This is a genomic window from Agromyces sp. NPDC004153 (genome assembly GCF_053603635.1).
Map to the genome: position 1 here is coordinate 2,831,398 of NZ_JBSGFY010000001.1, position 20,646 is coordinate 2,852,043.

The window sequence follows — 20,646 nt, forward strand, 5'->3', positions numbered from 1 at the left end:
CGTGACGGCCGACGTCAGCGGGTGCTGACCGTCGTCGCGCCCTGGTCGTCCTCCTCGTGGACGTTGAACCGGTAGCCGACGTTGCGCACCGTGCCGATGAGGCTGTCGAGGTCGCCGAGCTTCGCCCGCAGGCGCCGCACGTGCACGTCGACCGTGCGCGTGCCGCCGAAGTAGTCGTAGCCCCACACCTCGCTGAGCAGCTGCTCGCGGGTGAACACGCGAGAGGGATGCGCCGCGAGGAAGCGGAGCAGCTCGAACTCCTTGTAGGTGAGGTCGAGCGTGCGGCCGTGCACCTTGGCCGAGTAGCTCGCCTCGTCGATGACGACGCCGGAGGTCTGGATGCGCTCGGAGGGCTGGTTCGACTGCGCACGACCGAGGGCGAGTCGGATGCGCGCGTCGACCTCGGCGGGGCCGGCGTCGACGAGCACGACGTCGTCGATGCCCCAGTCGGGCGTGACGGCCGTGAGGCCGCCCTCGGTGACGATGAGGACGAGCGGGACCGAGAGGCCCGTGGTGCGCAGGATCTGCGAGAGCGCCTTCGCGCCGGCGAGGTTGGTGCGGGCGTCGAGGAGGACCAGGTCGGATTCGGGCGCCCTGACCAGCTGCTCAGGCGATGCGGGGATGATCCGCACGCGGTGAGTCAGGAGTGACAGAGCCGGGAGAACGTCATCGTTGGCCGCCGGCGACAGGATCAGCAGCTGCGCCACGCACACCCTCCAGTAGTAAGGTGCGGTCAATACTACGTGACGCCGGACATCGGCTGTGCGAGGTGAACGGGGATTGCGATGCAGGCGGGTTCGGAGACGCGGGGCGGATGGCCCGGGATCGTGCTCGTGTGGGTCATCGCGGCGGTCGGCTCGATCCTCGTCGTCACGCTCGCGTACTCGGGCTCGGGCGCTTGGTTCGACGACCCCCGGTCGCTCGGCGTGTACGGCGCGCTCGGCATCGTCTTCGCGGCATCCGTGCTCGGCGCGCTCGTCGTGCAGCTGGCGACGCGACGGCCGAGCGGCTACGTCACGCGGGCGAGTGCGAGCGTGGCCGGCGCGGCCGTGATCGTCGCCCTGGCCGCCCTCGCGGTGGCGCCGTCGGCCCTCGGGTGAGCGGGTAGACTCGGACCATGTCGCAGCTGCTCGCCCTCGAACTCCTCTTCATCGGCCTGCTCGGGCTCGCCAGCCTCGCGATCGCCTGGATCAGCGGCGTCGTCGTCTACAAGCTCTTCAAGGGGCAGCGCTGATCGCATGATCGAGCTTCCCGTCGACCTTCCGGCCGAGCTCGTCCCGCTCTCCTGGCTCATCGGGGTCTGGGAGGGTTCGGGCGTCATCGACTACAAGGTGGGCGACGAGTCGGTCACCCACGAGTTCGGGCAGCGCGTGAGCTTCAGCCACGACGGGCTGCCGCACCTCAACTACACGTCGTACACCTGGCTCTTCCCCGACGAGCCCGACGGCGACCCGAAGCCGCTCGCGACCGAGACCGGCTACTGGCGCATCGAACGCGAGCTCGGCACGGGCGACGTCGGTCCCGGCCTGCTCCCCGCGGTGGGCGACCCCGAGTACCCCGACGCGGAGTCCGTCGAGACGCTCCGCAACGCCGACGGCGGCTTCGACCTCGAGGTGTCGCTCGTGCACCCGGGCGGCGTCGCCGAGCTCTACCTCGGCCAGGTCAAGGGCCCGCGCATCGACCTCGCCACCGACGCGGTGATGCGCACGGCGGGCGCCAAGGACTACGCCGCAGCGACGCGCCTCTACGGACTCGTGGAGGGACACCTGCTCTGGGCGTGGGACATGGCCGCGCTCGGCCAGGACCTGCGGACGCACGCCTCCGCCCGACTCGCGAAGGTCGACTGATGTCGGGCTCGCCGTTCCTGGCGCTCGACGGCGCGGTGCCCGCCGAGGGCATCGACGAGGGCGTGCCGGGCCACTACGGCAACCCGATCGTCGAGCAGCGCCGGCTCGAGCGCGGCGAGGCGATCGTCGACCTCTCCGACCGCGGCGTCCTCACCGTCACCGGGCCCGATCGGCTGACCTGGCTGCACTCCATGGCGAGCCAGGCGCTCGACCGGCTCGCGCCGGGCGCCTCCGCCGAGGCCCTCTTCCTCGACGCGGCGGGCCACATCGAGCACGACGCCCACCTCGTCGACGACGGCGAGACCACCTGGTTCGTCGTCGAGGGGTCGGATGCCGCGCCGCTGGCCGCCTTCCTCGACCGCATGCGCTTCATGCTGCGGGTCGAGGTCGCCGACCGCTCGGCCGAGTTCGGCGTCGTCGCCGCGGCATCCGTCGCCGCACTGGATGCCGCGGTGCCCGCGTCCTCCCCGAACGGGGTGCCGCTCGACTGGACCGACCCGTGGAGCGAGCCCGCGCCGACCGCCCACCGCTACGCGCCCGACGCCGGCCACCCGGCATCCGAGTGGCACTGGATCGAGCGGATCGTGCCGCGCGACGAACTCGCGACCGCCGCCGCGGCCGTGCGCACCGGGCGGGTGCCCGTGGCCGGGTCGCTCGCCGCCGAGGCGCTGCGCATCGCGGCGTGGCGTCCGCGACTCGCGTCGGAGGTCGACGAGAAGACCATCCCGCACGAGCTCGACTGGCTGCGCAGCGCCGTCGACCTCGGCAAGGGCTGCTACAAGGGCCAGGAGACGGTCGCCAAGGTGCTGAACCTCGGGCGGCCGCCGCGCCGGCTCGTGCTGCTGCACCTCGATGGCAGCGACACGGTGCTGCCCGCGCGCGGCGACCTGGTCGTCGGCGAGAAGGTGCGCCCCGAGCCCGCAGAGGGCGAGGAGCCCGAGCGCCGGCCCGTCGGCCGCATCACGTCGAGCGCCATGCATCACGAGCTCGGCCCGGTGGCGCTCGCCGTGGTCAAGCGGGCGGTGCCCGCCGGCCTGCCGCTCATCGTCGAGAGCCACGGCATCGACGTGGCCGCCGCGCAGGTCGAGATCGTGCCGGCCGACGCCGGCGCCGCGGTCGACGTGCCACGACTGCCCCGGCTCGGCGTCCGCAAGTGAGCGTCGCCGCCGGGCTCTCCGCGCGTCTCGCGGACGGGTCCCGGCGGCTCCGCGACTCGGTGCCCGCGATCCTGCAGGTCACGGTCACCGCAGTGGCCGCGTACGCCTTCGCCGTGTACGTGCTCGGCCACGACGAGCCGCTCATCGCCGCGATCGTCGCGATCACGGCGCTCGGCTTCGTGCGGGACGCCCGCCCGATCCGCGTGCTCGAGACCGTCGTCGCGATGACGCTCGGCATCGCGCTCGCCGAGGTGCTCCTGCTCGCCGCGGGTCCCGGACTGCTGCAGTACGGCGCCGCGCTCGCCCTGACGCTCGCCGTCGCGCGGCTCGTCTCGGCGAACGCCGCGTTCGCCATCGCCGCCGCCGTGCAGTGCTCGCTCGTCATGCTCGTGCCGGCCCCCGTGGGCGGCCCGTTCGTGCGCACGCTCGACGCCGTGGTCGGCGGTGCGTTCGCGCTCGCGGCGACCGCGATCATCCCGCGCGACCCCCGCCGCACCGCGGTGCGCGACGGCCGGCGCCTCATCGACGAGCACGTCGGCGTGCTGGGCGAGCTCGCCGACGCGCTCCGGGCCGGGCGCACGGATGCCGCCGGCCGGGCGCTCTCCCGCGCCCGGGCCACGCAGCCCCTCGTCGAGTCGTGGACCGCGTCGGTCGACTCCGGACTCGCGATCGCCCGTGTGTCGCCGTTCGTGCGCCGGTCGCGGTTCGACCTCGAGCGGCTGCTCGTGATGTGCTCGGGCCTCGACCTCGCCACGCGGAACCTCCGCATCATCGCGCGCCGCATCGAGTGGGTGCTGCGCGACGGGCGCCCGCGTCCCGAGATCGCCGACGTGCATGCGCGCATCGCGACGGCGCTCGCTCTGCTCGCCGACTCGCTGCGCGACGTGTCGGCGCAACCGGTCGCACGGCAGGCCTTCTCCGAGATCGCCCGGCACCTCGACCCGATCGCGATCCTCCCCGACGGTCCGGTCGGCGACCGGAACACGATCACGGCGCTGCGGCCGTACCTCGTCGACCTGCTCACCGCGACGGGGCTTGAGCTCGACGCGGCGCGGTCGCTGCTGCCGGCGGACTGAGCCCGCGGCATCCGTCAGCCCGGCGCGACCGCCTCCCACGGCAGCGTGAGCTCGCCGAGGCGGGTGCGCCGCGGGCCCCCGATGACGTGCCAGCCCTCGTGCCGGAGCGTGGCGACCGCGGCGATCCACCGCTGCGACGGGCCGTAGACCGACATCGGCGCGTGGATGCGCCAGGCGAGGTCGAACGCGGTGAGGAGCTCGTGGATGCGCTCGCCGGGCACGTTGCGATGGATCAGCGCCTTCGGCAGGCGCTCCGCCACGATCGACGGCGCCTCGAGGCCCGACCGGCGCAGGCTGATGGTGAAGGTGCGCGGACCCGACGCCGTGACCCCGACCCAGCTGGCGACGCGGCCGAGCTCGTCGCAGGTGCCCTCGACGAGCAGGCCGCCGGGTGCCAGTCGCTCGGCCATGCGCCGCCACGCGTCGGCGACCTGCGTCTCGTCGTACTGGCGCAGCACGTTGAACGCCCGGATGACTGCGGGCCGGCGCCCGCCCGGCGTCGGCACCTCGAACCCGCCGATCCCGAACGCGACCGGCAGGTCGGTCGGGAAGTGGCCGTCGCCCGCGCGGGTGCGCTCGAGCTGCTCGCGCGCGGTGCGCACGCGCTCGGGATCGATCTCGAGCCCGAGCACCTCGACGTCGGGACGCGTCCTCGTGAGCCGGGCCGCGAGCTCCAACGTCGTGACGCCGCTCGCGCCGTAGCCGAGGTCGACCACGAAGGGGTCGGCGGCAGGACGGAGCGCGGCCTGCTCGCCGATCCATCGATCCACGCGGCGCAGGCGGTTGGTGTTCGTCGTGCCGCGGGTGATCGATCCGACGGGCATGGTCCCAGTCTCGCAGCACCGCGAGGGCGGCCCCGCGTCGCCGGGTCGTGCGTCTCCGGGTGAAACGCGACACGAGCGCGGATGCCGCCCCGGCTAGGCTGTTCCCCATGCCTCACACGCTCGTGCTGCTGCGCCACGGCAACAGCGAATGGAACCAGAAGAACCTGTTCACCGGCTGGGTCGACGTGCGGCTCAGCGACATCGGCACCGAGGAGGCGAACCGCGCCGGCGAGCTCCTCGTCGAGCAGGGCGTGCTGCCCGATGTGCAGCACACCTCGGTGCTCACGCGCGCGATCCAGACCGCGAACATCGCGCTCGACGTCGCCGACCGGGCGTGGATCCCCGTGCGCCGGTCGTGGCGGCTGAACGAGCGCCACTACGGCGCGCTGCAGGGCCTCGACAAGGCCGAGACGCTCGAGAAGTACGGGCCCGAGCAGTTCCAGCTCTGGCGTCGCTCGTTCGACGTGCCGCCGCCCCCGCTCCCCGACGACGCCGAGTGGTCGCAGGTCGGCGACCCGCGCTACGCCGAGCTCTCCGACGACGAGCTGCCCCGCACCGAGTGCCTGAAGGACGTCATCGCGCGCATGCTGCCGTACTGGGAGACCGACATCATCCCCGACCTCGCCGCGGGCAAGGTCGTGCTCGTCACGGCGCACGGCAACTCGCTGCGCGCGCTCGTGAAGCACCTCGACGGCATCTCCGACGAGGACATCGCCGAGCTCAACATCCCCACCGGCATCCCGCTCGTCTACGAGCTGGGCGACGACTTCATGCCGCTCGCGCCCGGCCGCTACCTCGACCCCGAGGCGGCTGCCGCCGGTGCGGCCGCGGTCGCGGCGCAGGGCAAGAAGTAGCCCGGGTCGCTCCGGGAACGCCGAAGGGCGGAGGATGTCGCATCCTCCGCCCTTCGCGTGTCTCGGCGTGGTCGGGCCGTCTCGATGCGCGGCGCGCTCCTCGACGACCGGGCCCGGGTCAGGCCGCCGACTGGTCCCAGTCGCCGGTCGCGAGGTACTGCACCATCTTCGCGATCGCGACGGCGTGGTCGGCGAAGCGCTCGTGGTAGCGGCTCGCCAGGGTCGCGTCGACCGTGTCGACGGCCTCGCCCTTCCACTTCTCGCCGAGCACCTTGTCGAACACCGAGAGGTGCAGCGCGTCGACCTTGTCGTCCTCGTTGCGGATCTCCTCGGCGAGCTGCACATCCTCGCTGCGGAGCAGGGAGGTGAGCTTGTTCGCGATCTCGACGTCGAGCGCCCCCATCTCGGCGAACGTCGAGCGGAGCGACTTCGGCACCACCTTGTCGGGGAAGCGGTAGCGGGCGAGCTGCGAGATGTGCGTCGACAGGTCGCCCATGCGCTCGAGCGAGGCGCTGATGCGCAGCGCGCTCACGACGATCCGGAGGTCGCGGGCGACGGGCTGCTGCCGCGCGAGGATGGTGATCGCGAGCTCGTCGAGTGCGACGGTCGCCTGGTCGATGCGCGGATCCTCGGCGATGACCTCCTCGGCGAGGCTCACGTCGGACTCGTTGAACGCCCGCGTCGCCTTGTCGATCGAGATCGCGACGAGCTCGGCGATCTCCACGAGTCGGTCCTGCACCTCGCGCAGTTCCTGCTGGAACACCTCACGCATGTAACGAAATCCTTTGCTGCTCGATCCCGCGCCTGAGCGCGCGCGGACGCACCGGTCGAATCCGGCCTCTGGCATCCTCCCTGCGGGAGGTGAACAACAGGTGCCCGGACCCTGAACACTCGTTAACCTACCGCCGTAACCTCGGGACGCTCGCCGTCGGCGCGGGCGGAGCATCCGCTCGGACTGGTTATGGTGAAGCCATGGACTCCATGTGGTTGGTGCTCACGGCACTGGCCTTCGGCATCTTCCTCGGTGCCGCCTTCATGATCGTGCTGCACGTGGCCGAGCGCCGTGGTTCGAGCGCCGCCCGGGTGGTCGCGCCGACCGTTCCCGACGGGATCGACCAGGTGCTCGAGGTCCTGGAGTCCGCGGGCGTCGTGCTCGATCCGTCGAACAACGTGCTGAAGGCGTCGCCCGGTGCCCTCGCGATGGGCCTGGTGCGCCAGTCGCACCTCACGCATCCCGAGCTCGTCGAGCTCGTCGGCCTCGTGCGCCGCTCGGGGGAGACCATGGCGGAGGAGCTCGACGTCGCGCGCGGGCCCTACGGCGAGTCGACCATGCGCCTCCAGGTGCGGGTCGCGCGGCTCGGCACCCGGTTCATCCTGCTGCTCGCCGAGGACCGCACCGAGGCGCACCGCCTCGACGAGGTGCGACGCGACTTCGTGGCGAACATCAGCCACGAGCTGAAGACGCCCATCGCGTCGGTGAGCCTGCTCGCCGAAGCGCTCGACCACGCGGCCGACGAGCCCGAGCAGGTGCGCCGGTTCGCCGGCCGGCTCTCGGTGGAGGCGGCGAGGCTCGCGCACATCACGAGCGAGGTCATCGAGCTGTCCCGGCTGCAGGCGCGGGATGCGCTGCGGCCCGACGTGCTGGTGCCCGTCGACGAGGTCATCGCCGCGGCGGTCGACCAGAACCGCGTGGTCGCAGCGGCCAAGCACGTCGACATCGCGGTCAAGGCGTCGACGAAGGCGCAGGTCTACGGCGACCGCGCCCTCATGGTCGTCGCCGTGCACAACCTCGTCTCGAACGCCGTCGCCTACTCGAACGAGGGCGGCCGCGTGGGCGTCGGCGCCAAGGTGAGCGACGGCACGGTCGAGATCGCCATCACCGACCAGGGCATCGGCATCGACGGCGAGGAGCTCGACCGCATCTTCGAGCGCTTCTACCGCGTCGACCAGGCGCGTGCCCGCAACACGGGCGGCTCCGGCCTCGGCCTCAGCATCGTGAAGCACACCGTGCAGAACCACGGCGGCGACGTGCGCGTGTGGTCCAAGCCGGGTCGCGGCTCGACGTTCATGATCCGGCTCCCGGTCGCCGAGACGGCGCCCGAGCCCGACGGCGACGACGCGCGGCGCGAGCACGCCGCATCCCAGATCCCACCGGCCTCCGCCGGAAAGCCCAAGCGCGGCGCACGACGTTCGTCCCGCGCGACCGAGCCGGCGACGCGCGTCGCCACCCCTGACCGAGGAGACCGTACGTGACCCGCATCCTGCTCGTCGAGGACGAGATCGCCCTCAGCGACCCGCTCAGCTTCCTGCTCGAGCGCGAGGGCTACGAGGTGGAGGTCGCCGACGACGGCCCGTCGGCCATCACCGCGTTCGACCAGCGCGGCGCCGACCTCGTGCTGCTCGACCTCATGCTGCCCGGCCTGCCGGGCACCGAGGTGTGCCGCGAGCTGCGCTCCCGCTCGACGGTGCCGATCATCATGCTCACGGCGAAGGATTCCGAGATCGACATCGTCGTGGGCCTCGAGCTCGGCGCCGACGACTACGTCACGAAGCCGTACTCGACGCGCGAGCTCCTTGCGCGCATCCGGGCGGTGCTGCGACGCCGGCTCGAGGTCGAGGACTTCGACGAGGCGATCCTCGAGGGCGGGCGCGTGCGCATGGACGTCGACCGGCACACGGTCGAGGTCGACGGCGACCCCATCGCCATGCCGCTGAAGGAATTCGAGCTGCTCGAGCTGCTCATGCGCAACCCCGGTCGCGTGCTCACGCGCGGCCAGCTCATCGACCGAGTATGGGGCTCGGACTACTTCGGCGACACCAAGACGCTCGACGTGCACATCAAGCGCATCCGGTCGAAGATCGAGCGCCAGCCGTCGGAGCCCGTGCAGCTCGTCACCGTGCGGGGACTCGGGTACCGCTTCGAGGCGTAGGCGGTCGCGTCGCTCGCAGGCCGGTCACGGCATGCGCGTGCATGCGCCGACACGGATGCCGCGGCATCCGCCCGCACTGCATCGCTCGCGCGGTCGCGCGCGCCGCCTACGGGGCGAGGTCGGCGTACTCGGGGAGGCGCGAGTCGAGCACGGGGACCTGCTTCTCGAGGCCCTCGGCGTCGCCCGCCTGGAAGAAGAGGAGCGCCAGGCCGCCGACCTCGGCGTCGAGGCCTTCGAGCACGACCTTCTCCTCGTCCTCGGAGCCCAGGACCACGGTCTGGCCGGCCTCGACCTCGATCTCGGTGACGTCGCCGCCGCCCTCGCCGACCTGCACGCCCAGGGTCGCGTCGTCGGCGCCCGTGTTGACGACCGTCATCACGAGGGTGCCCTCGTCGCCGTCCTCGCTCACGATGAGGATGTTGCGCAGGTCGAGCTCGCCGACGTCGGCCGAGACGCCGTCGCTCGGCTCGTACTTCTCGGTGGTCGCCTGGTACGTGAGCATGGCGCAGCCGCTCGCGCCGAGCGCGAGAACGATGGCCAGGGCAGCGGATGCCGCGAGACGCGCCTTCACAGAACCTCCAAGAGCGAGCGTGCGCGCGAACGGATGCGAGCCCGCGCGAAGGGGATCGCTCCGAGTGTAGCCTACGGCGCAGGCGCCTCCCGGGAGGGGTGGCGAACCTTAGCATGATCCCGAATGTGATATCCTGAAAGTTGCCGAAAGGACATTCATTCATGCTTTTTGAGGTTGGCGAAACCGTCGTTTACCCCCACCACGGAGCCGCAACGATCACCGAAGTGAAGAAACGGATCATCAAGGGTGAAGAGAAGCTCTACCTCAAGCTGAACGTCACGCAGGGCGACCTCGTCATCGAGGTTCCCGCCGAGAACGTCGACCTCGTCGGCGTGCGCGACGTCATCGGCAAGGAAGGCCTCGACAAGGTCTTCGAGGTGCTTCGCGCCCCCTTCACCGAGGAGCCCACCAACTGGTCCAGGCGCTACAAGGCGAACCTCGAGAAGCTCGCCTCCGGCGACGTGATCAAGGTCTCCGAGGTCGTCCGCGACCTCTGGCGGCGCGACCAGGACCGCGGCCTCTCCGCCGGTGAGAAGCGCATGCTCGCGAAGGCCCGTCAGATCCTGATCTCCGAGCTCGCGCTCGCCGAGAAGACCGACGAGGAGCAGGCCTCGACCGTGCTCGACGAGGTGCTCGCCTCCTAGCGCGGAGCCACCGCTCACCGTCCCACCGCACCCGGCCTCGCGCCGGGTGCGGCGCGATACGCTCGAACCATGAGCGCGTCAACGGTCGCCGTCATCGTCGTCGCCGCGGGCAGCGGCACGCGCCTCGGGCACGTCGAGCCCAAGGCGTTCGTGCCGCTCGGCGCCGACACGATCCTGGGCGTCGCGTTGGATGCCGTGCTCGGCATGCACGAGACGCCGCACGTGGTGCTCGTGGTGCCCGGCGACCGCGTCGACGAGACGCGGGCTCGCTTCCGAGCGGCCGCGGCCGCGGCATCCGCACCGTTCGACGTCGTCGCGGGCGGCGACTCCCGGCAGGAGTCGGTCGCGGCGGGTCTCGCGGTGCTGCCGCACCTCGTCGACACCGTGCTCGTGCACGACGCCGCGCGCCCGCTGACGCCGTCGATCGTCTTCGACGAGGTCGTCGCGGCCGTGCGGGCGCGCGGGCACGGCGTGATCCCCGCCCTCGACGTGGTCGACACGATCAAGCGCGTCGGCGCCCACGGGCGCGTGCTCGAGACGATCGACCGGTCCGAGCTCGCGGCCGTGCAGACGCCGCAGGGCTTCCCGCGGTCGGCGCTCGACGCCGCCTACGCCGCCGCGACGACGGAGTTCACCGACGACGCGGCGCTCGCGGCATCCGCCGGCCTCGCCGTCGACGTCGTGCCCGGCGACGCGCGCGCGTTCAAGGTCACGCTGCCCGCCGACCTGCGCCGGGCCCAGGCGATCGTCGCCGAGCGTGCGTCGCGTCTCGCGCCCGCTGCGACCGAGGCGACGGATGCCGCGGCGGCCGCCGCCCCCATCGAGGAGTCCGCCGAGGCGCCCGCGATCGCCCTGCCGCGCATCGGCACGGGCGTCGACGTGCACGCGTTCGCCGACGACCCGCGCACTCCGCTCTGGCTCGCCGGCCTGCACTGGGAGCACGAGCGCGGGCTCGCCGGGCACAGCGACGGCGACGTCGCCTGCCACGCGATCTGCGACGCGCTGCTCGCCGCGGCCGGCCTGGGCGACGTCGGCGGCGTGTTCGGCACGGGCGACCCGCGCTTCGAGGGCGCGCACGGCGAGGTGTTCCTCGCCGAGACCCTCCGGCTGCTGCAGGAGGCGGGGCTGGCGGTCGGCAACGTGTCGGTGCAGGTGCTCGGCAACCGCCCCAAGCTCGCGCCGCGGCGCAGCGAGGCGGAGGCGTTCCTCTCGGGCATCCTCGGCGCGCCCGTGAGCGTCGCGGCCACGACCACCGACGGCCTCGGGTTCACGGGCCGCGGCGAGGGCATCGCGGCGATCGCGACGGCCGTGGTCGTGCCCGCCTGACCTCGTCGCGTCACACGAGTGGCGGCGCGGCGCCCGCCGGTAGGCTTGGCGGGTGACCGTGCGACTCTACGACTCGAAGGCCCAGGCCCTGCGTGACTTCGTGCCCCTCCACGAGGGGCGCGTCGGCATGTACGTCTGCGGCCCCACCGTGCAGTCGAGCCCGCACATCGGGCACCTGCGCAGCGCGCTCGTCTACGACATCATGCGTCGCTGGTTCTCGTACCGCGGCTACGACGTGACGTTCGTGCGCAACGTCACCGACATCGACGACAAGATCCTCGCGGCGGCCGATGAGGAGGACTCGAAGTTCGAGGAGTGGTGGGCGCTCGCCTACCGCGTCGAGCTGGAGTTCACGGCGGCATACGCGTCGCTCGGCATCCTCGCGCCGACCTACGAGCCGCGCGCGACCGCGAGCGTGCAGCAGATGCAGGAGCTCATCGCGCGACTCATCGAGCAGGGGCACGCGTACGCCGCGCCCGACGGCTCGGGCGACGTCTACTTCGACACCTCGAGCTGGCCCGCCTACGGGGAGCTCACGCGGCAGTCGCGCGACCACATGGAGGCCGCGGCCGATGCGGACCCGCGCGGCAAGCGCGACCCGCGCGACTTCGCGCTCTGGAAGGGGCACAAGCCCGAGGAGCCCGCGTCGGCGGCATGGGAGTCGCCGTGGGGCCCCGGCCGCCCGGGCTGGCACATCGAGTGCTCGGCCATGGCCGCCCGCTACCTCGGCGAGGAGTTCGACCTGCACGGCGGCGGGCTCGACCTGCGCTTCCCGCACCACGAGAACGAGCTCGCCCAGTCCACGGCCGACGGCCAGGCGTTCGCGCGCTACTGGGTGCACAACGGGCTCGTCAACGTCGGCGGGCAGAAGATGTCGAAGTCGCTCGGCAACTCCGTCTACGCGAGCGACCTCCTCGAGCTGGCGACGCCGCTGGCCGTGCGCTACCTGCTCGGCGCGGCGCACTACCGGTCGACGCTCGACTACCAGCCCTCGTCGCTCGCCGAGTCCGAGGCGGCGATCGACCGCATCCGCTCGTTCCTCGTGCGGGTCGAGCGGCGCCTCGCCGGCACGCGCTTCGCGGGCGTCGGCAGCCCCGTGATCCCCGACGCGTTCGCCGCGGCCATGGACGACGACCTCTCGGTGCCGCAGGCGCTCGCGGTGCTGCACGACACCGTGCGCGCGGGCAACCAGGCGCTCGACGCCGAGGAGCTGCACGATGCGGCGAGCCTGCACGGCCAGGTCGTCGCCATGGTCGAGGTCCTCGGCATCGACCCGCGCGACCCGCACTGGGCGCCCGACGCCGGGCCTGCGGCATCCGCGCTCGACGCGCTCGTCACCCGCCTCATCGAGGACCGCCAGGCCGCACGCGCGGGGCGCGACTTCGCGGCGGCCGACCGCATCCGCGCGGAGCTCGCCGCGGCGGGCATCACCATCGAAGACAGCCAGACCGGAACGCATTGGAGCCTCGGATCATGAAGGGCAGCAGCGGCAAGTCGCGCGCCGGAGCGGTGCGCAAGAGCAGGGGGAAGCAGGTCGGCTCCGGCGGCCAGGGACGGCAGGCGCTCGAGGGCAAGGGGCCGACCCCCAAGGCGGAGGACCGCGCCTGGCACCCGGCCGGCAAGCGCAAGGCGGCCGAGGAGCGGTACCGCGCCTCGGGCGGCAAGGGCAAGCCGGGCCAGAAGGTCGCCGGCCAGCGTGCCGGTGCTCCCCGAGGCGCCTCGGGCGCCTCGCGCCGGGCGAAGTCGGGCGACGAGTCCGAGATCGTGACGGGCCGCAACTCGGTCGTCGAGGCGCTGCGCGCCCGCATCCCGGCGACCACGCTCTACGTGGCCGCCCGGGTCGAGATGGACGACCGCGTGAAGGAGGCGATGAAGATCGCCACCAACCGCAACATCCCGATCCTGGAGGTCATGCGGCCCGAGCTCGACCGGCTCGCGGGTGAGGGCGCGGTGCACCAGGGGCTCGCCCTCAAGGTGCCGCCCTACGAGTACGCCCACCCGATCGAGCTGCTCGACGAGGTGCTCGCGCGCGACGAGACGCCGCTGCTCGTGGCGCTCGACGGCATCACCGACCCTCGCAACCTCGGCGCGATCCTGCGGTCGACGGGGGCGTTCGGCGGGCAGGGCGTGATCGTGCCGCAGCGCCGCTCGGTGAGCGTCAACGCCGCGGCGTGGAAGACCTCGGCGGGCGCCGCCGCCCGCGTCCCAGTGGCCATGGCCGCCAACCTCACGCAGACGCTGAAGTCGCTCAAGGACCGCGGCGTCTTCGTGCTCGGCCTCGACGGCGACGGCGACGTGTCGCTGCCCGGGCTCACCTGGGCCGACCGTCCGATCGTCGTCGTGGTCGGCAGCGAGGGCAAGGGGCTGTCGCGGCTCGTCGCCGAGACGTGCGACGCGATCGTCTCGATCCCCATCGAGTCGTCGACCGAGTCGCTGAACGCGGGCATCGCGGCATCCGTCACGCTCTACGAGATCTCGAAGCTGCGCGCGGCGGAGTAGTCGGGCGGGGCTGTCAAGGCCTCGATCGGCTGCTTCGGCCCACGTAACGTGGCCCGTCATGAGCGACCGCATGGACGAGATCCCGGACGACCGAGCCGCAGCCGAGATCACGCGAGCCGAGCTCGCGGATCCGCCGCCCGACTCCGAGGACGAGCGCGAGCTCATCACGAAGCTCGTCACCGGTGCCGACACGGCGCTCTTCACGAGCCGCGGCGCCGACGGCACGCTGCACGCGCGGCCGCTCGCGGTCCTGCAGAAGGACTTCGACGGCGTCGTGCGGTTCCTCGTGCAGCACCCGAGCGAGAAGACGCTCGAGATCGAGGCGGACCCCGTCGTGAACGTCTCGTTCGCGTCGCGCCACGGCTACCTGTCGATCGCCGGCCGGGCCTCGGTCGTGCGCGACGACACCCTCGTCGACGAGCTGTGGAACCCCGCCGCCGAGGCGTGGTTCCCGCAGGGCAGGAAGGACCCCCGCATCGCCGTCGTCGAGGTGGCCGGTGACGGCGCCGAGTACTGGGCGAAGACGGAGCCGGGCGTGTTCTCGCTCGTCAAGGCCGCCGCGGCGATCGTGACGCGTCGTCCGCCCGACATCGGCGAGAACCGCAGCGTCGCGCTCTGAGCGACGCCCGGGCTGGGGTCATCCCCGGGTCGCGGCCGCAAGCAGGCCCACGTTCGCGGGGTCGGGCTCGAGCTCTCCGCGCTCGATCCGGTGGCCCAGCTCGACGACCGCGCGGTTCACCGGCGCGGGCACCCCGAGCCGGGCGCCCTCGGTGACGACTGTGCCGTTGAGGTCGTCGACCTCGCTGCGTCGGCCCTTGCGCCAGTCCTGCAGCACGGTCGTCGTGGCGCCCGGCACGACGAAGCGGTCGTAGAGCACGTCGAGCATCGTCTCGACGACGAGGTCCGGTCGGTCGAGGTCGGATGCCGCGAGCCCGAAGATCGGCAGGATGTCGCGGCCGCCCGCCCGCCCGACGTCGAGCGCCTCCTGCCCGGCACGGAGCATGAGCTCGCGCATGCCGGGGACGGCGATCGCATCGAGCATCGGCAGCCCGAGGCTCGCGGTCGTGACGAGGGTGGTCGCGTTGCTCACGAGCTTCATCCACTTCGCGGCGGCGATGTCCTCGAAGCGGTCGACCGTGCCCGAGTGCGCGAGCAGCGCGGCGACCGCATCGCCGGCCGGCCGGGCGTCGACCGCGAACCAGGAGCGCGCGGGCGGCGTGTGCCGGTGCACGACGCCCGGCTCGGTCATGGTCGCCGACACCTCGATGACGGTGCCCACGGCCCGGTCGGGCCCGAGCACCCGGGCGACGTCTTCGGTCGTCATGCCGTTCTGCACCGCGGCGACGACGCCGTCGTCGGCGAGGACCGGCCGGATGAGCTGCGTCGCCCATTCCGAGTCGTACGCCTTCATCACGAGCAGCACGACGTCGAACGCATGCCGCAGCGTCGCGACCTCGCACAGGTGCACGACACGCGGCCGCACCTCGAGGTCGCCGTCCGCCATGCGGATCACGAGTCCCCGCTCGCGCATCGTCTCGACGTGCGCCGGCCACTGCTCGACCAACGTCACGTCGACGCCGGCCGCCGTGAGGTCGGCGCCGATCGAGGCACCGTTCGCGCCCGCGCCGAGCACTGCGACGCGCAGGTCGGTCCCGCCATCGGTCATGCCGGCTCCTTCGCTCGGCCCGGAAACACGCATGTGCGCCGGGGCTACAGTCACATTGAACACCCGGGCAAGAAATGGTTGCAAACGGCCCATGCGCGGGGGCAGAGTGTTGATTGCAGCTGAACATTCTCGAAGAGGAGAAGTGATGAGCGCAGCCGATGCGGCCTCCGCCCGAGCCCCCCGTCCCGACGAGTTCACCGCGGATCGACCGTTCGTCTTCCGCAATGCCACCGTCATCACCGTCGACTCGCCCGGCGTCATCGAGGGCGGCGACGTCCTCGTGCGCGGCGACGCGATCGAGGCCGTCGGCCCGTCGCTCGAGGTGCCGGAGGGCACGCTCGAGATCGACGCGTCGGGCGGCATCCTGACCCCCGGCTTCGTCGACTCGCACCGCCACATGTGGCAGACCGCGCTGCGCGGCTACGGCGGCGACTGGGCCCTCAGCCAGTACTTCGTCTTCTACTACCTGCAGTGGGGCGAGGTCTTCCGCCCCGAGGACGTGTACGCCGGCAACCTGCTGAGCGCGCTCGAGTCGGTCGACACGGGCGTGACCACCACGCTCGACTGGTCGCACGGCCTGCGCAACCCCGACTACGGGGAAGCCGCTCTCGCCGCGCTGCGCGAGATCCCGGGCCGGTTCGTGCTGGCCTACGGCAACTACCTGGCCGGGCCGTGGGAGTGGTCGAACACGCCGGAGTTCCGGAAGTTCGTGTCCGACAACTTCTCGTCGCCCGACGACATGATGCGACTGCAGCTCGCGTTCGACGTGCCGGGCTCCGCCGAGTTCCCCGAGCGCGCCGCCTTCGAGGCCGCACGCGAGCTCGGACTCCGGGTCACCACCCACGCCGGCGTCTGGGGCGCCACGACCGACACCGCGATCACGCAGATGTACGACGCGGGCTTCATGACCCCCGAGATCACGTACGTGCACGCGGCATCCCTCAACGAGCAGAGCTACCAGAAGATCGCCGCGACCGGCGGCACCATCTCGGTGGCGACCGAGTCGGAGCAGAGCGCCGGGCAGGGCTACCCGTCGAGCTGGGTGGCGCGCCGCTACGGCATTCCGACCTCGATCTCGATGGACACGAGCGTCTGGTGGAGCGCGGACTTCTTCTCTGCGATGCGGGCGACACTGAGCGCCGACCGCTCGCGCGACCACCTCGAGGCGCACGCGGTGAACGAGACGATCGTCGCCAACCGCCTGCGAGCGGAGGACGTCGTGCGCATGGCGACCATGGGCGGCGCGAAGGCGCTCGGCATGGAGGACGTCATCGGATCCATCACGCCCGGCAAGAAGGCCGACCTGCTGCTCGTCAAGAACGACGACTCCCCGGCCATGACGCCGATCCTGCACCCGTACGCGCACGTCGTGTACCAGGCGGGCACGGCCGACGTGCACACGGTGGTCGTGAACGGACGCGTCGTGAAGTACGCGGGCAAGCGCATCGGGCTCGAGCTCGCGCCGATCGCCGACAAGGTCGCGGCATCCGTCGAGTACGTGCGCTCGAAGCTCGGCGACCAGGCCTGGGACGAGGGCATGCACCCCGAGCTGCCGCCGGCCGAGCAGATCGAGAACCCCTACACCTACACCGAGGGCGACGCCCACGTGACGGCGGCGACGGGAGACCGATGATCCTGCACCTCGCCGCGTTCACCTGGAAGGACGACGTCACCGCCGACGACATCGCCGAGCTCACCTCGCAGCTGCGTGACATGGCCGCGCAGATCCCGGAGCTGCGGTCGTACCACTGCGGGCCCAACCTGCGGGTGCGTCCGAGCCCGGCCGACTACGGCGTCGCCGCGGTGGTGGAGGACGCCCGGGCGCTCGAGGCCTACCTCGACGCGCCGGCGCACGCCGCCGTGTACGAACGCCTGCTCGGCCGCATGATCGCCGACCGCGTGGCGGTGCAGCTCGACCTGGGTGCGGACGCCGGCCCGTGACCGGGACCATGCGTGCGGCGGTCCTCCACGCGGCGGGCGACCTGCGCGTGGAGGATCGGGAAGTGCCGAGCCCCGGGCCGGGCGAGGTGCTCGTGCGGGTGGCGGTCTGCGGCGTGTGCGGCACCGACGCGACCGAGTACGACCGCGGGCCGGTGCTCACGGTGCCGCCGGTCGTGCTCGGGCACGAGTTCGCGGGCGTCGTCGAGGCGGTCGGCGAGGGCGTCGACGGGCTTGCACCGGGCGCGGTCGTCGTCTGCGGCGCGGGCGTCAGCTGCGGCACCTGCAAGCGCTGCCGCGAGGGTCGCACGAACCTCTGCCGGGAGTACCGCACGCTCGGCCTGCAGCTCGACGGCGGGTTCGCGGGCTACGTCGTGGCGCCCGCCGGCATCCTCCTCGACGTCTCGGACTCGGGGCTGTCGCTCGACACGCTCGGCCTCGTGCAGCCCATGGCCATCGCGGTGCACGTCGTGTCGCGCAGCGGCCTGCATGCGGGTCAGGACGCCGTGGTCGTCGGCGTCGGCGGGATCGGCTCGTTCATCACGTTCGCGGCCGCGGCATCCGGTGCCCGCGTCGTCGCGGTCGACCGCAGCCCCGCCCGGCTGGAGCTCGCGCGGTCGCTCGGCGCGTCCGACGCGGTGCTCGCCGACGCGCCGCTGCCCGACCAGCTTCGGCGGCTCGGCGTGGAGCCCGACGTGCTCTTCGAGGTCAGCGGTTCGCCCGACGGGCTCGAGGCCGTGTTCGCGGCGGCGGTGCCCGGCTCGGTCGTCGTGCCCGTCGGCGTGCAGAAGACCGAGGTCGCCGTGCCGTTCGGATCGTGGACCCTGCGTGAGCTCGCCGTCGTGGGCAGCGTCGCCCACGTGTTCGCGACCGACGTGCCCGAGGCGGTGCGCCTGCTCGGCACCCGACCCGATTGGTCGGACCTCGCCGCGGAGGTGCTCCCGCTCGACGGACTCGTCGACGATGCGCTCGCGCCGCTGCTGCGCGGCGGCGCCCGCCAGATCAAGACGCTCATCGACCCGTGGATCGCCGCCCCCCGGCCGGCCGTGCACACCCGGTCGTGAGGAGGTCGTGATGGAGCAGGTCGTGCGCCGTCATCCCGCGTCAGCGGGACAGGCCGTCCATCGCCCGCAGCACGTCGACGGCCGAGGTCAGCGGGGCCGCGGCGTCGAACTCGGGCGCGTCGGGCGCGTCGGGCAGCGTGCGGTGCTGCTCCCGGCGCCCCACGATGAACCAGATGCCGCGCGCGGGCGTCGTGCCCCGGTTCGAGTAGAGGTGCGGTCGGACCGAGTCGAAGTGGAGGGAGTCGCCCGGCCCGAGCACGAAGGTGTCGAAGTCGAGCTGCAGCGTGAGCTCGCCCTCGAGGATGTAGGCGTACTCCACGCCCGCGTGGCGCATGAGCCGGCCTTCGACGGAGCTCGACGCGCCCGGGTCGTAGGTGACGAGCAGGGCGTCGTTGCTGCCGTCGCCCACCGCGAGGCGCTCCCAGCGCACGCCGTTCTCCATCTCGAGTACGGGGTTGTCGGCCCCGCGCTGCACGGGGCTCGGCTGCGCCGCGCCGCGTGGGGCGACCGCTCCGACGCCGAGCAGCTCGTCGAGCGAGACGCCCAGCAGGCTCACGATCGCGTAGAGGGTCGACACCGACGGCTGCGTCTTGCCCGTCTCGACCTGGGAGATGAGGCTCGGCGAGACGCCGAGCGCCTTCGCGAGCCCGCGCAGGCTCAGGCCCTGGCGGAGGCGAGCGTCGCGCAGCCGCTCGCCGAGATCCTCCGCGGCCATGCCGACTCCGTTCCCTCGCACTGCTCGTGGTGGCGAGGATACACCGCAAATCGTTCAGCGAAGCTGCACAACGTTCGGCAACGACACACGGATGCCGCAACCACGAGAGGAGGGCGACCATGAAGGACACCGGCACGACGGGGATGAACGCCGTCGACTGGGAGGCTCGCGTCGACATGGACCGGTTGCGCTGGGATCGGCTCGGCCGCCTGAAGACCGAGCTCGAGCGCTCCGACCTCGGCGCACTGCTCGCGTTCGACTTCTCGAACATCCGCTACATGACCTCGACCCACATCGGCACGTGGGCGATGGACAAGCTCATCCGCTTCAGCCTGCTCACGCGGCAGTCCGATCCGATCTCGTGGGACTTCGGGTCGGCGGCCCGCCACCACGCGCTGTACAACCCGTGGCTCGACGTCACGACCGCCGAGCTCGATGCCGATCCGAACGCCCCGCATGAGGGCGCCCGACGGCCGCGGCTCGAGCGGGGAGCCCGCGCCGGCATCTCGACGCTGCGCGGCGCGTTCACCCCCGACGCCGGCATCGCCGAGGAGCTGGCGCGCAAGATCAAGCGCGAGCTCGAGAAGTTCGGCGTCGCCGGCCAGCCGCTCGGCGTCGACGTCATCGAGCTGCCGGTGCTGTTCGCGCTGCAGCAGCAGGGCATCGAGGTCGTCGACGGGCAGCAGGTGTTCATGGAGGCCCGGCGCATCAAGACCTCCGATGAGATCCGGCTGCTCGCGCAGGCGTGCTCGATGGTGGATGCCGCGTACGAGGACCTCTACCGCTTCCTCCGCCCCGGCGTTCGCGAGAACGAGGCCGTCGGGCTCGTCGCCAAGACGCTGTACGACCTCGGCTCGGAGTACGTCGAGGGCGTGAACGCCATCTCGGGGGAGCGGTGCTCGCCGCATCCGCACGTGTTCTCGGACCGGCTGATCCGGCCCGGTGACCCGGCCTTCTTCGACATCCTGCACAGCTACAACGGCTACCGCACGTGCTACTACCGCACGTTCGCGGTCGGCTCGGCGAGCTCGGCGCAGCGCGACGCGTACACGCGGGCCCGTGAGTACATGGACCGCGCGATCGCCCTCGTGCGGCCGGGCGCGACGACGGCCGACATCGTCGAGGTGTGGCCCGAGGCGCAGGAGTTCGGCTTCGCCGACGAGGAGGCCGCCTTCGCGCTGCAGTACGGCCACGGCGTCGGGCTCTCGATCTGGGAGAAGCCGATCTTCTCCCGGCTCGTGTCGCTCGACCACCCCGAGGTGCTCGAGGAGGGCATGGTCTTCGCGCTCGAGACGTACTGGCCGGCATCCGACGGCTGGGGCGCCGCGCGCATCGAGGAGGAGGTCGTCGTGACCGCCGACGGCTGCGAGGTGATCACGAAGTTCCCGGCCGAGGAGCTGCTCGTGGCCGGACGCCGGTACTACACGGTCGACGGCCCGCTCGACCTGCGGCGCGACAGCCAGTCGCACCTGAACACCACGTGGGGACGTGGCGAGGCGTGAACGCGCCGGCGCGCGGCATCCGATGACATCGAC

The 20,646-nt window shown here is 72.2% G+C and carries 22 protein-coding genes; 16 read left to right on the plus strand and 6 right to left on the minus strand.

All coding sequences use genetic code 11. The features are described from left to right. Positions 1–14: 14 nt before the first annotated feature. Entirely contained in the window at positions 15–707 is a 693-nt protein-coding gene (locus ACWEOH_RS13360; protein WP_452031626.1) for a response regulator transcription factor, read from the minus strand. Between the two features lie 78 nt (positions 708–785). On the opposite strand from ACWEOH_RS13360, the gene ACWEOH_RS13365 reads away from it, so the two are divergent. The 4 genes from ACWEOH_RS13365 to ACWEOH_RS13380 all read left to right on the plus strand — a co-directional run bounded on the left by ACWEOH_RS13365 (position 786) and on the right by ACWEOH_RS13380 (position 4,080). Beyond that, positions 786–1,100 carry a hypothetical protein gene (locus ACWEOH_RS13365; RefSeq protein ID WP_452031628.1) on the plus strand — a complete coding sequence of 105 codons (315 nt, stop codon included), beginning with the start codon at positions 786–788 and terminating at the stop codon, positions 1,098–1,100. Between the two features lie 138 nt (positions 1,101–1,238). Further along, complete coding sequence (locus tag ACWEOH_RS13370) at positions 1,239–1,847, plus strand: nitrobindin family protein (protein WP_148733939.1); 609 nt, start codon at positions 1,239–1,241, stop codon at positions 1,845–1,847. Further along, a complete protein-coding gene (ygfZ, locus tag ACWEOH_RS13375; protein ID WP_452031630.1) occupies positions 1,847–3,004 on the plus strand; it encodes a CAF17-like 4Fe-4S cluster assembly/insertion protein YgfZ in 1,158 nt (385 codons plus the stop codon). The genes ACWEOH_RS13370 and ygfZ overlap by 1 nt, the downstream gene beginning before the upstream one ends. Beyond that, a complete protein-coding gene (locus ACWEOH_RS13380) occupies positions 3,001–4,080 on the plus strand; it encodes an FUSC family protein (RefSeq protein WP_452031632.1) in 1,080 nt (359 codons plus the stop codon). Before ygfZ ends, ACWEOH_RS13380 begins: the two co-directional genes overlap by 4 nt. Before the next feature lie 14 nt (positions 4,081–4,094). On the opposite strand, the gene ACWEOH_RS13385 is transcribed toward ACWEOH_RS13380, so the two are convergent. Continuing rightward, positions 4,095–4,904, minus strand: a complete 810-nt coding sequence (locus ACWEOH_RS13385) for a class I SAM-dependent methyltransferase (protein ID WP_452031634.1) — start codon at positions 4,902–4,904, stop codon at positions 4,095–4,097. A 107-nt stretch (positions 4,905–5,011) separates the two neighbouring features. Here ACWEOH_RS13385 and ACWEOH_RS13390 point away from each other — a divergent pair, with 107 nt between their 5' ends. Next, on the plus strand, positions 5,012–5,758 hold the full coding sequence (locus ACWEOH_RS13390; RefSeq protein WP_148733943.1) for a phosphoglyceromutase: 747 nt from the start codon (positions 5,012–5,014) through the stop codon (positions 5,756–5,758). 118 nt (positions 5,759–5,876) lie between these two features. On the opposite strand, the gene phoU is transcribed toward ACWEOH_RS13390, so the two are convergent. Continuing rightward, positions 5,877–6,530 carry a phosphate signaling complex protein PhoU gene (phoU, locus tag ACWEOH_RS13395; protein WP_148733944.1) on the minus strand — a complete coding sequence of 218 codons (654 nt, stop codon included), beginning with the start codon at positions 6,528–6,530 and terminating at the stop codon, positions 5,877–5,879. A 200-nt stretch (positions 6,531–6,730) separates the two neighbouring features. On the opposite strand from phoU, the gene ACWEOH_RS13400 reads away from it, so the two are divergent. Together ACWEOH_RS13400 and ACWEOH_RS13405 are read left to right on the plus strand one after the other, a co-directional pair. Next, positions 6,731–8,011, plus strand: a complete 1,281-nt coding sequence (locus ACWEOH_RS13400; RefSeq protein WP_452031636.1) for a sensor histidine kinase — start codon at positions 6,731–6,733, stop codon at positions 8,009–8,011. Next, entirely contained in the window at positions 8,008–8,688 is a 681-nt protein-coding gene (locus ACWEOH_RS13405) for a response regulator transcription factor (RefSeq protein ID WP_148733946.1), read from the plus strand. The genes ACWEOH_RS13400 and ACWEOH_RS13405 overlap by 4 nt, the downstream gene beginning before the upstream one ends. Positions 8,689–8,794: 106 nt before the next feature. Here ACWEOH_RS13405 and ACWEOH_RS13410 read toward each other — a convergent pair whose 3' ends face one another. After that, entirely contained in the window at positions 8,795–9,259 is a 465-nt protein-coding gene (locus tag ACWEOH_RS13410) for a hypothetical protein (RefSeq protein WP_452031639.1), read from the minus strand. Between the two features lie 161 nt (positions 9,260–9,420). Here ACWEOH_RS13410 and ACWEOH_RS13415 point away from each other — a divergent pair, with 161 nt between their 5' ends. The 5 genes from ACWEOH_RS13415 to ACWEOH_RS13435 all read left to right on the plus strand — a co-directional run bounded on the left by ACWEOH_RS13415 (position 9,421) and on the right by ACWEOH_RS13435 (position 14,347). Then, positions 9,421–9,903: a CarD family transcriptional regulator gene (locus ACWEOH_RS13415; RefSeq protein ID WP_056734541.1), complete on the plus strand. Its 483-nt coding sequence runs from the start codon at positions 9,421–9,423 to the stop codon at positions 9,901–9,903. 69 nt (positions 9,904–9,972) lie between these two features. Beyond that, on the plus strand, positions 9,973–11,229 hold the full coding sequence (ispD, locus tag ACWEOH_RS13420; protein ID WP_452031641.1) for a 2-C-methyl-D-erythritol 4-phosphate cytidylyltransferase: 1,257 nt from the start codon (positions 9,973–9,975) through the stop codon (positions 11,227–11,229). Positions 11,230–11,281: 52 nt separating this feature from the next. Beyond that, on the plus strand, positions 11,282–12,706 hold the full coding sequence (gene cysS / locus ACWEOH_RS13425) for a cysteine--tRNA ligase (protein ID WP_452031642.1): 1,425 nt from the start codon (positions 11,282–11,284) through the stop codon (positions 12,704–12,706). Continuing rightward, a complete protein-coding gene (rlmB, locus tag ACWEOH_RS13430; RefSeq protein ID WP_452031643.1) occupies positions 12,703–13,728 on the plus strand; it encodes a 23S rRNA (guanosine(2251)-2'-O)-methyltransferase RlmB in 1,026 nt (341 codons plus the stop codon). The genes cysS and rlmB overlap by 4 nt, the downstream gene beginning before the upstream one ends. 58 nt (positions 13,729–13,786) lie before the next feature. Then, on the plus strand, positions 13,787–14,347 hold the full coding sequence (locus tag ACWEOH_RS13435) for a pyridoxamine 5'-phosphate oxidase family protein (protein WP_452031645.1): 561 nt from the start codon (positions 13,787–13,789) through the stop codon (positions 14,345–14,347). 18 nt (positions 14,348–14,365) lie between these two features. Here ACWEOH_RS13435 and ACWEOH_RS13440 read toward each other — a convergent pair whose 3' ends face one another. Continuing rightward, positions 14,366–15,394, minus strand: coding sequence for a ketopantoate reductase family protein (locus ACWEOH_RS13440; protein WP_452031647.1), 1,029 nt, complete (start codon positions 15,392–15,394; stop codon positions 14,366–14,368). A 145-nt stretch (positions 15,395–15,539) separates the two neighbouring features. On the opposite strand from ACWEOH_RS13440, the gene ACWEOH_RS13445 reads away from it, so the two are divergent. From ACWEOH_RS13445 to ACWEOH_RS13455, 3 genes are all read left to right on the plus strand, one after another. Next, positions 15,540–17,027 carry an amidohydrolase family protein gene (locus tag ACWEOH_RS13445; RefSeq protein WP_452031649.1) on the plus strand — a complete coding sequence of 496 codons (1,488 nt, stop codon included), beginning with the start codon at positions 15,540–15,542 and terminating at the stop codon, positions 17,025–17,027. Continuing rightward, the gene (locus ACWEOH_RS13450; protein ID WP_452031651.1) at positions 17,024–17,335 is read left to right on the plus strand and encodes a Dabb family protein; all 312 of its coding nucleotides are present in this window, start codon (positions 17,024–17,026) and stop codon (positions 17,333–17,335) included. Before ACWEOH_RS13445 ends, ACWEOH_RS13450 begins: the two co-directional genes overlap by 4 nt. 62 nt (positions 17,336–17,397) lie before the next feature. After that, the gene (locus tag ACWEOH_RS13455; protein WP_452031653.1) at positions 17,398–18,396 is read left to right on the plus strand and encodes a zinc-dependent alcohol dehydrogenase; all 999 of its coding nucleotides are present in this window, start codon (positions 17,398–17,400) and stop codon (positions 18,394–18,396) included. A gap of 40 nt (positions 18,397–18,436) precedes the next feature. Here ACWEOH_RS13455 and ACWEOH_RS13460 read toward each other — a convergent pair whose 3' ends face one another. Next, positions 18,437–19,111: a helix-turn-helix domain-containing protein gene (locus ACWEOH_RS13460; protein ID WP_452031655.1), complete on the minus strand. Its 675-nt coding sequence runs from the start codon at positions 19,109–19,111 to the stop codon at positions 18,437–18,439. A 119-nt stretch (positions 19,112–19,230) separates the two neighbouring features. Here ACWEOH_RS13460 and ACWEOH_RS13465 point away from each other — a divergent pair, with 119 nt between their 5' ends. Continuing rightward, entirely contained in the window at positions 19,231–20,613 is a 1,383-nt protein-coding gene (locus tag ACWEOH_RS13465) for a M24 family metallopeptidase (protein ID WP_452031656.1), read from the plus strand. The last annotated feature ends 33 nt before the right edge of the window (positions 20,614–20,646 follow it).

What these genes read in the sequence shown, in the direction of transcription:
- ACWEOH_RS13435 (WP_452031645.1), top strand. Translation starts at nt 13,787, where the DNA reads ATGAGCGACCGCATGGACGAGATCCCGGACGACCGAGCCGCAGCCGAG.
- ACWEOH_RS13385 (WP_452031634.1), bottom strand. Translation starts at nt 4,904, where the DNA reads ATGCCCGTCGGATCGATCACCCGCGGCACGACGAACACCAACCGCCTG.
- ispD (WP_452031641.1), top strand. Translation starts at nt 9,973, where the DNA reads ATGAGCGCGTCAACGGTCGCCGTCATCGTCGTCGCCGCGGGCAGCGGC.
- ACWEOH_RS13440 (WP_452031647.1), bottom strand. Translation starts at nt 15,394, where the DNA reads ATGACCGATGGCGGGACCGACCTGCGCGTCGCAGTGCTCGGCGCGGGC.
- ACWEOH_RS13400 (WP_452031636.1), top strand. Translation starts at nt 6,731, where the DNA reads ATGGACTCCATGTGGTTGGTGCTCACGGCACTGGCCTTCGGCATCTTC.
- ACWEOH_RS13365 (WP_452031628.1), top strand. Translation starts at nt 786, where the DNA reads ATGCAGGCGGGTTCGGAGACGCGGGGCGGATGGCCCGGGATCGTGCTC.
- ACWEOH_RS13370 (WP_148733939.1), top strand. Translation starts at nt 1,239, where the DNA reads ATGATCGAGCTTCCCGTCGACCTTCCGGCCGAGCTCGTCCCGCTCTCC.
- rlmB (WP_452031643.1), top strand. Translation starts at nt 12,703, where the DNA reads ATGAAGGGCAGCAGCGGCAAGTCGCGCGCCGGAGCGGTGCGCAAGAGC.
- ACWEOH_RS13460 (WP_452031655.1), bottom strand. Translation starts at nt 19,111, where the DNA reads ATGGCCGCGGAGGATCTCGGCGAGCGGCTGCGCGACGCTCGCCTCCGC.
- ygfZ (WP_452031630.1), top strand. Translation starts at nt 1,847, where the DNA reads ATGTCGGGCTCGCCGTTCCTGGCGCTCGACGGCGCGGTGCCCGCCGAG.
- ACWEOH_RS13415 (WP_056734541.1), top strand. Translation starts at nt 9,421, where the DNA reads ATGCTTTTTGAGGTTGGCGAAACCGTCGTTTACCCCCACCACGGAGCC.
- ACWEOH_RS13390 (WP_148733943.1), top strand. Translation starts at nt 5,012, where the DNA reads ATGCCTCACACGCTCGTGCTGCTGCGCCACGGCAACAGCGAATGGAAC.
- ACWEOH_RS13450 (WP_452031651.1), top strand. Translation starts at nt 17,024, where the DNA reads ATGATCCTGCACCTCGCCGCGTTCACCTGGAAGGACGACGTCACCGCC.
- ACWEOH_RS13445 (WP_452031649.1), top strand. Translation starts at nt 15,540, where the DNA reads ATGAGCGCAGCCGATGCGGCCTCCGCCCGAGCCCCCCGTCCCGACGAG.
- phoU (WP_148733944.1), bottom strand. Translation starts at nt 6,530, where the DNA reads ATGCGTGAGGTGTTCCAGCAGGAACTGCGCGAGGTGCAGGACCGACTC.
- ACWEOH_RS13465 (WP_452031656.1), top strand. Translation starts at nt 19,231, where the DNA reads ATGAAGGACACCGGCACGACGGGGATGAACGCCGTCGACTGGGAGGCT.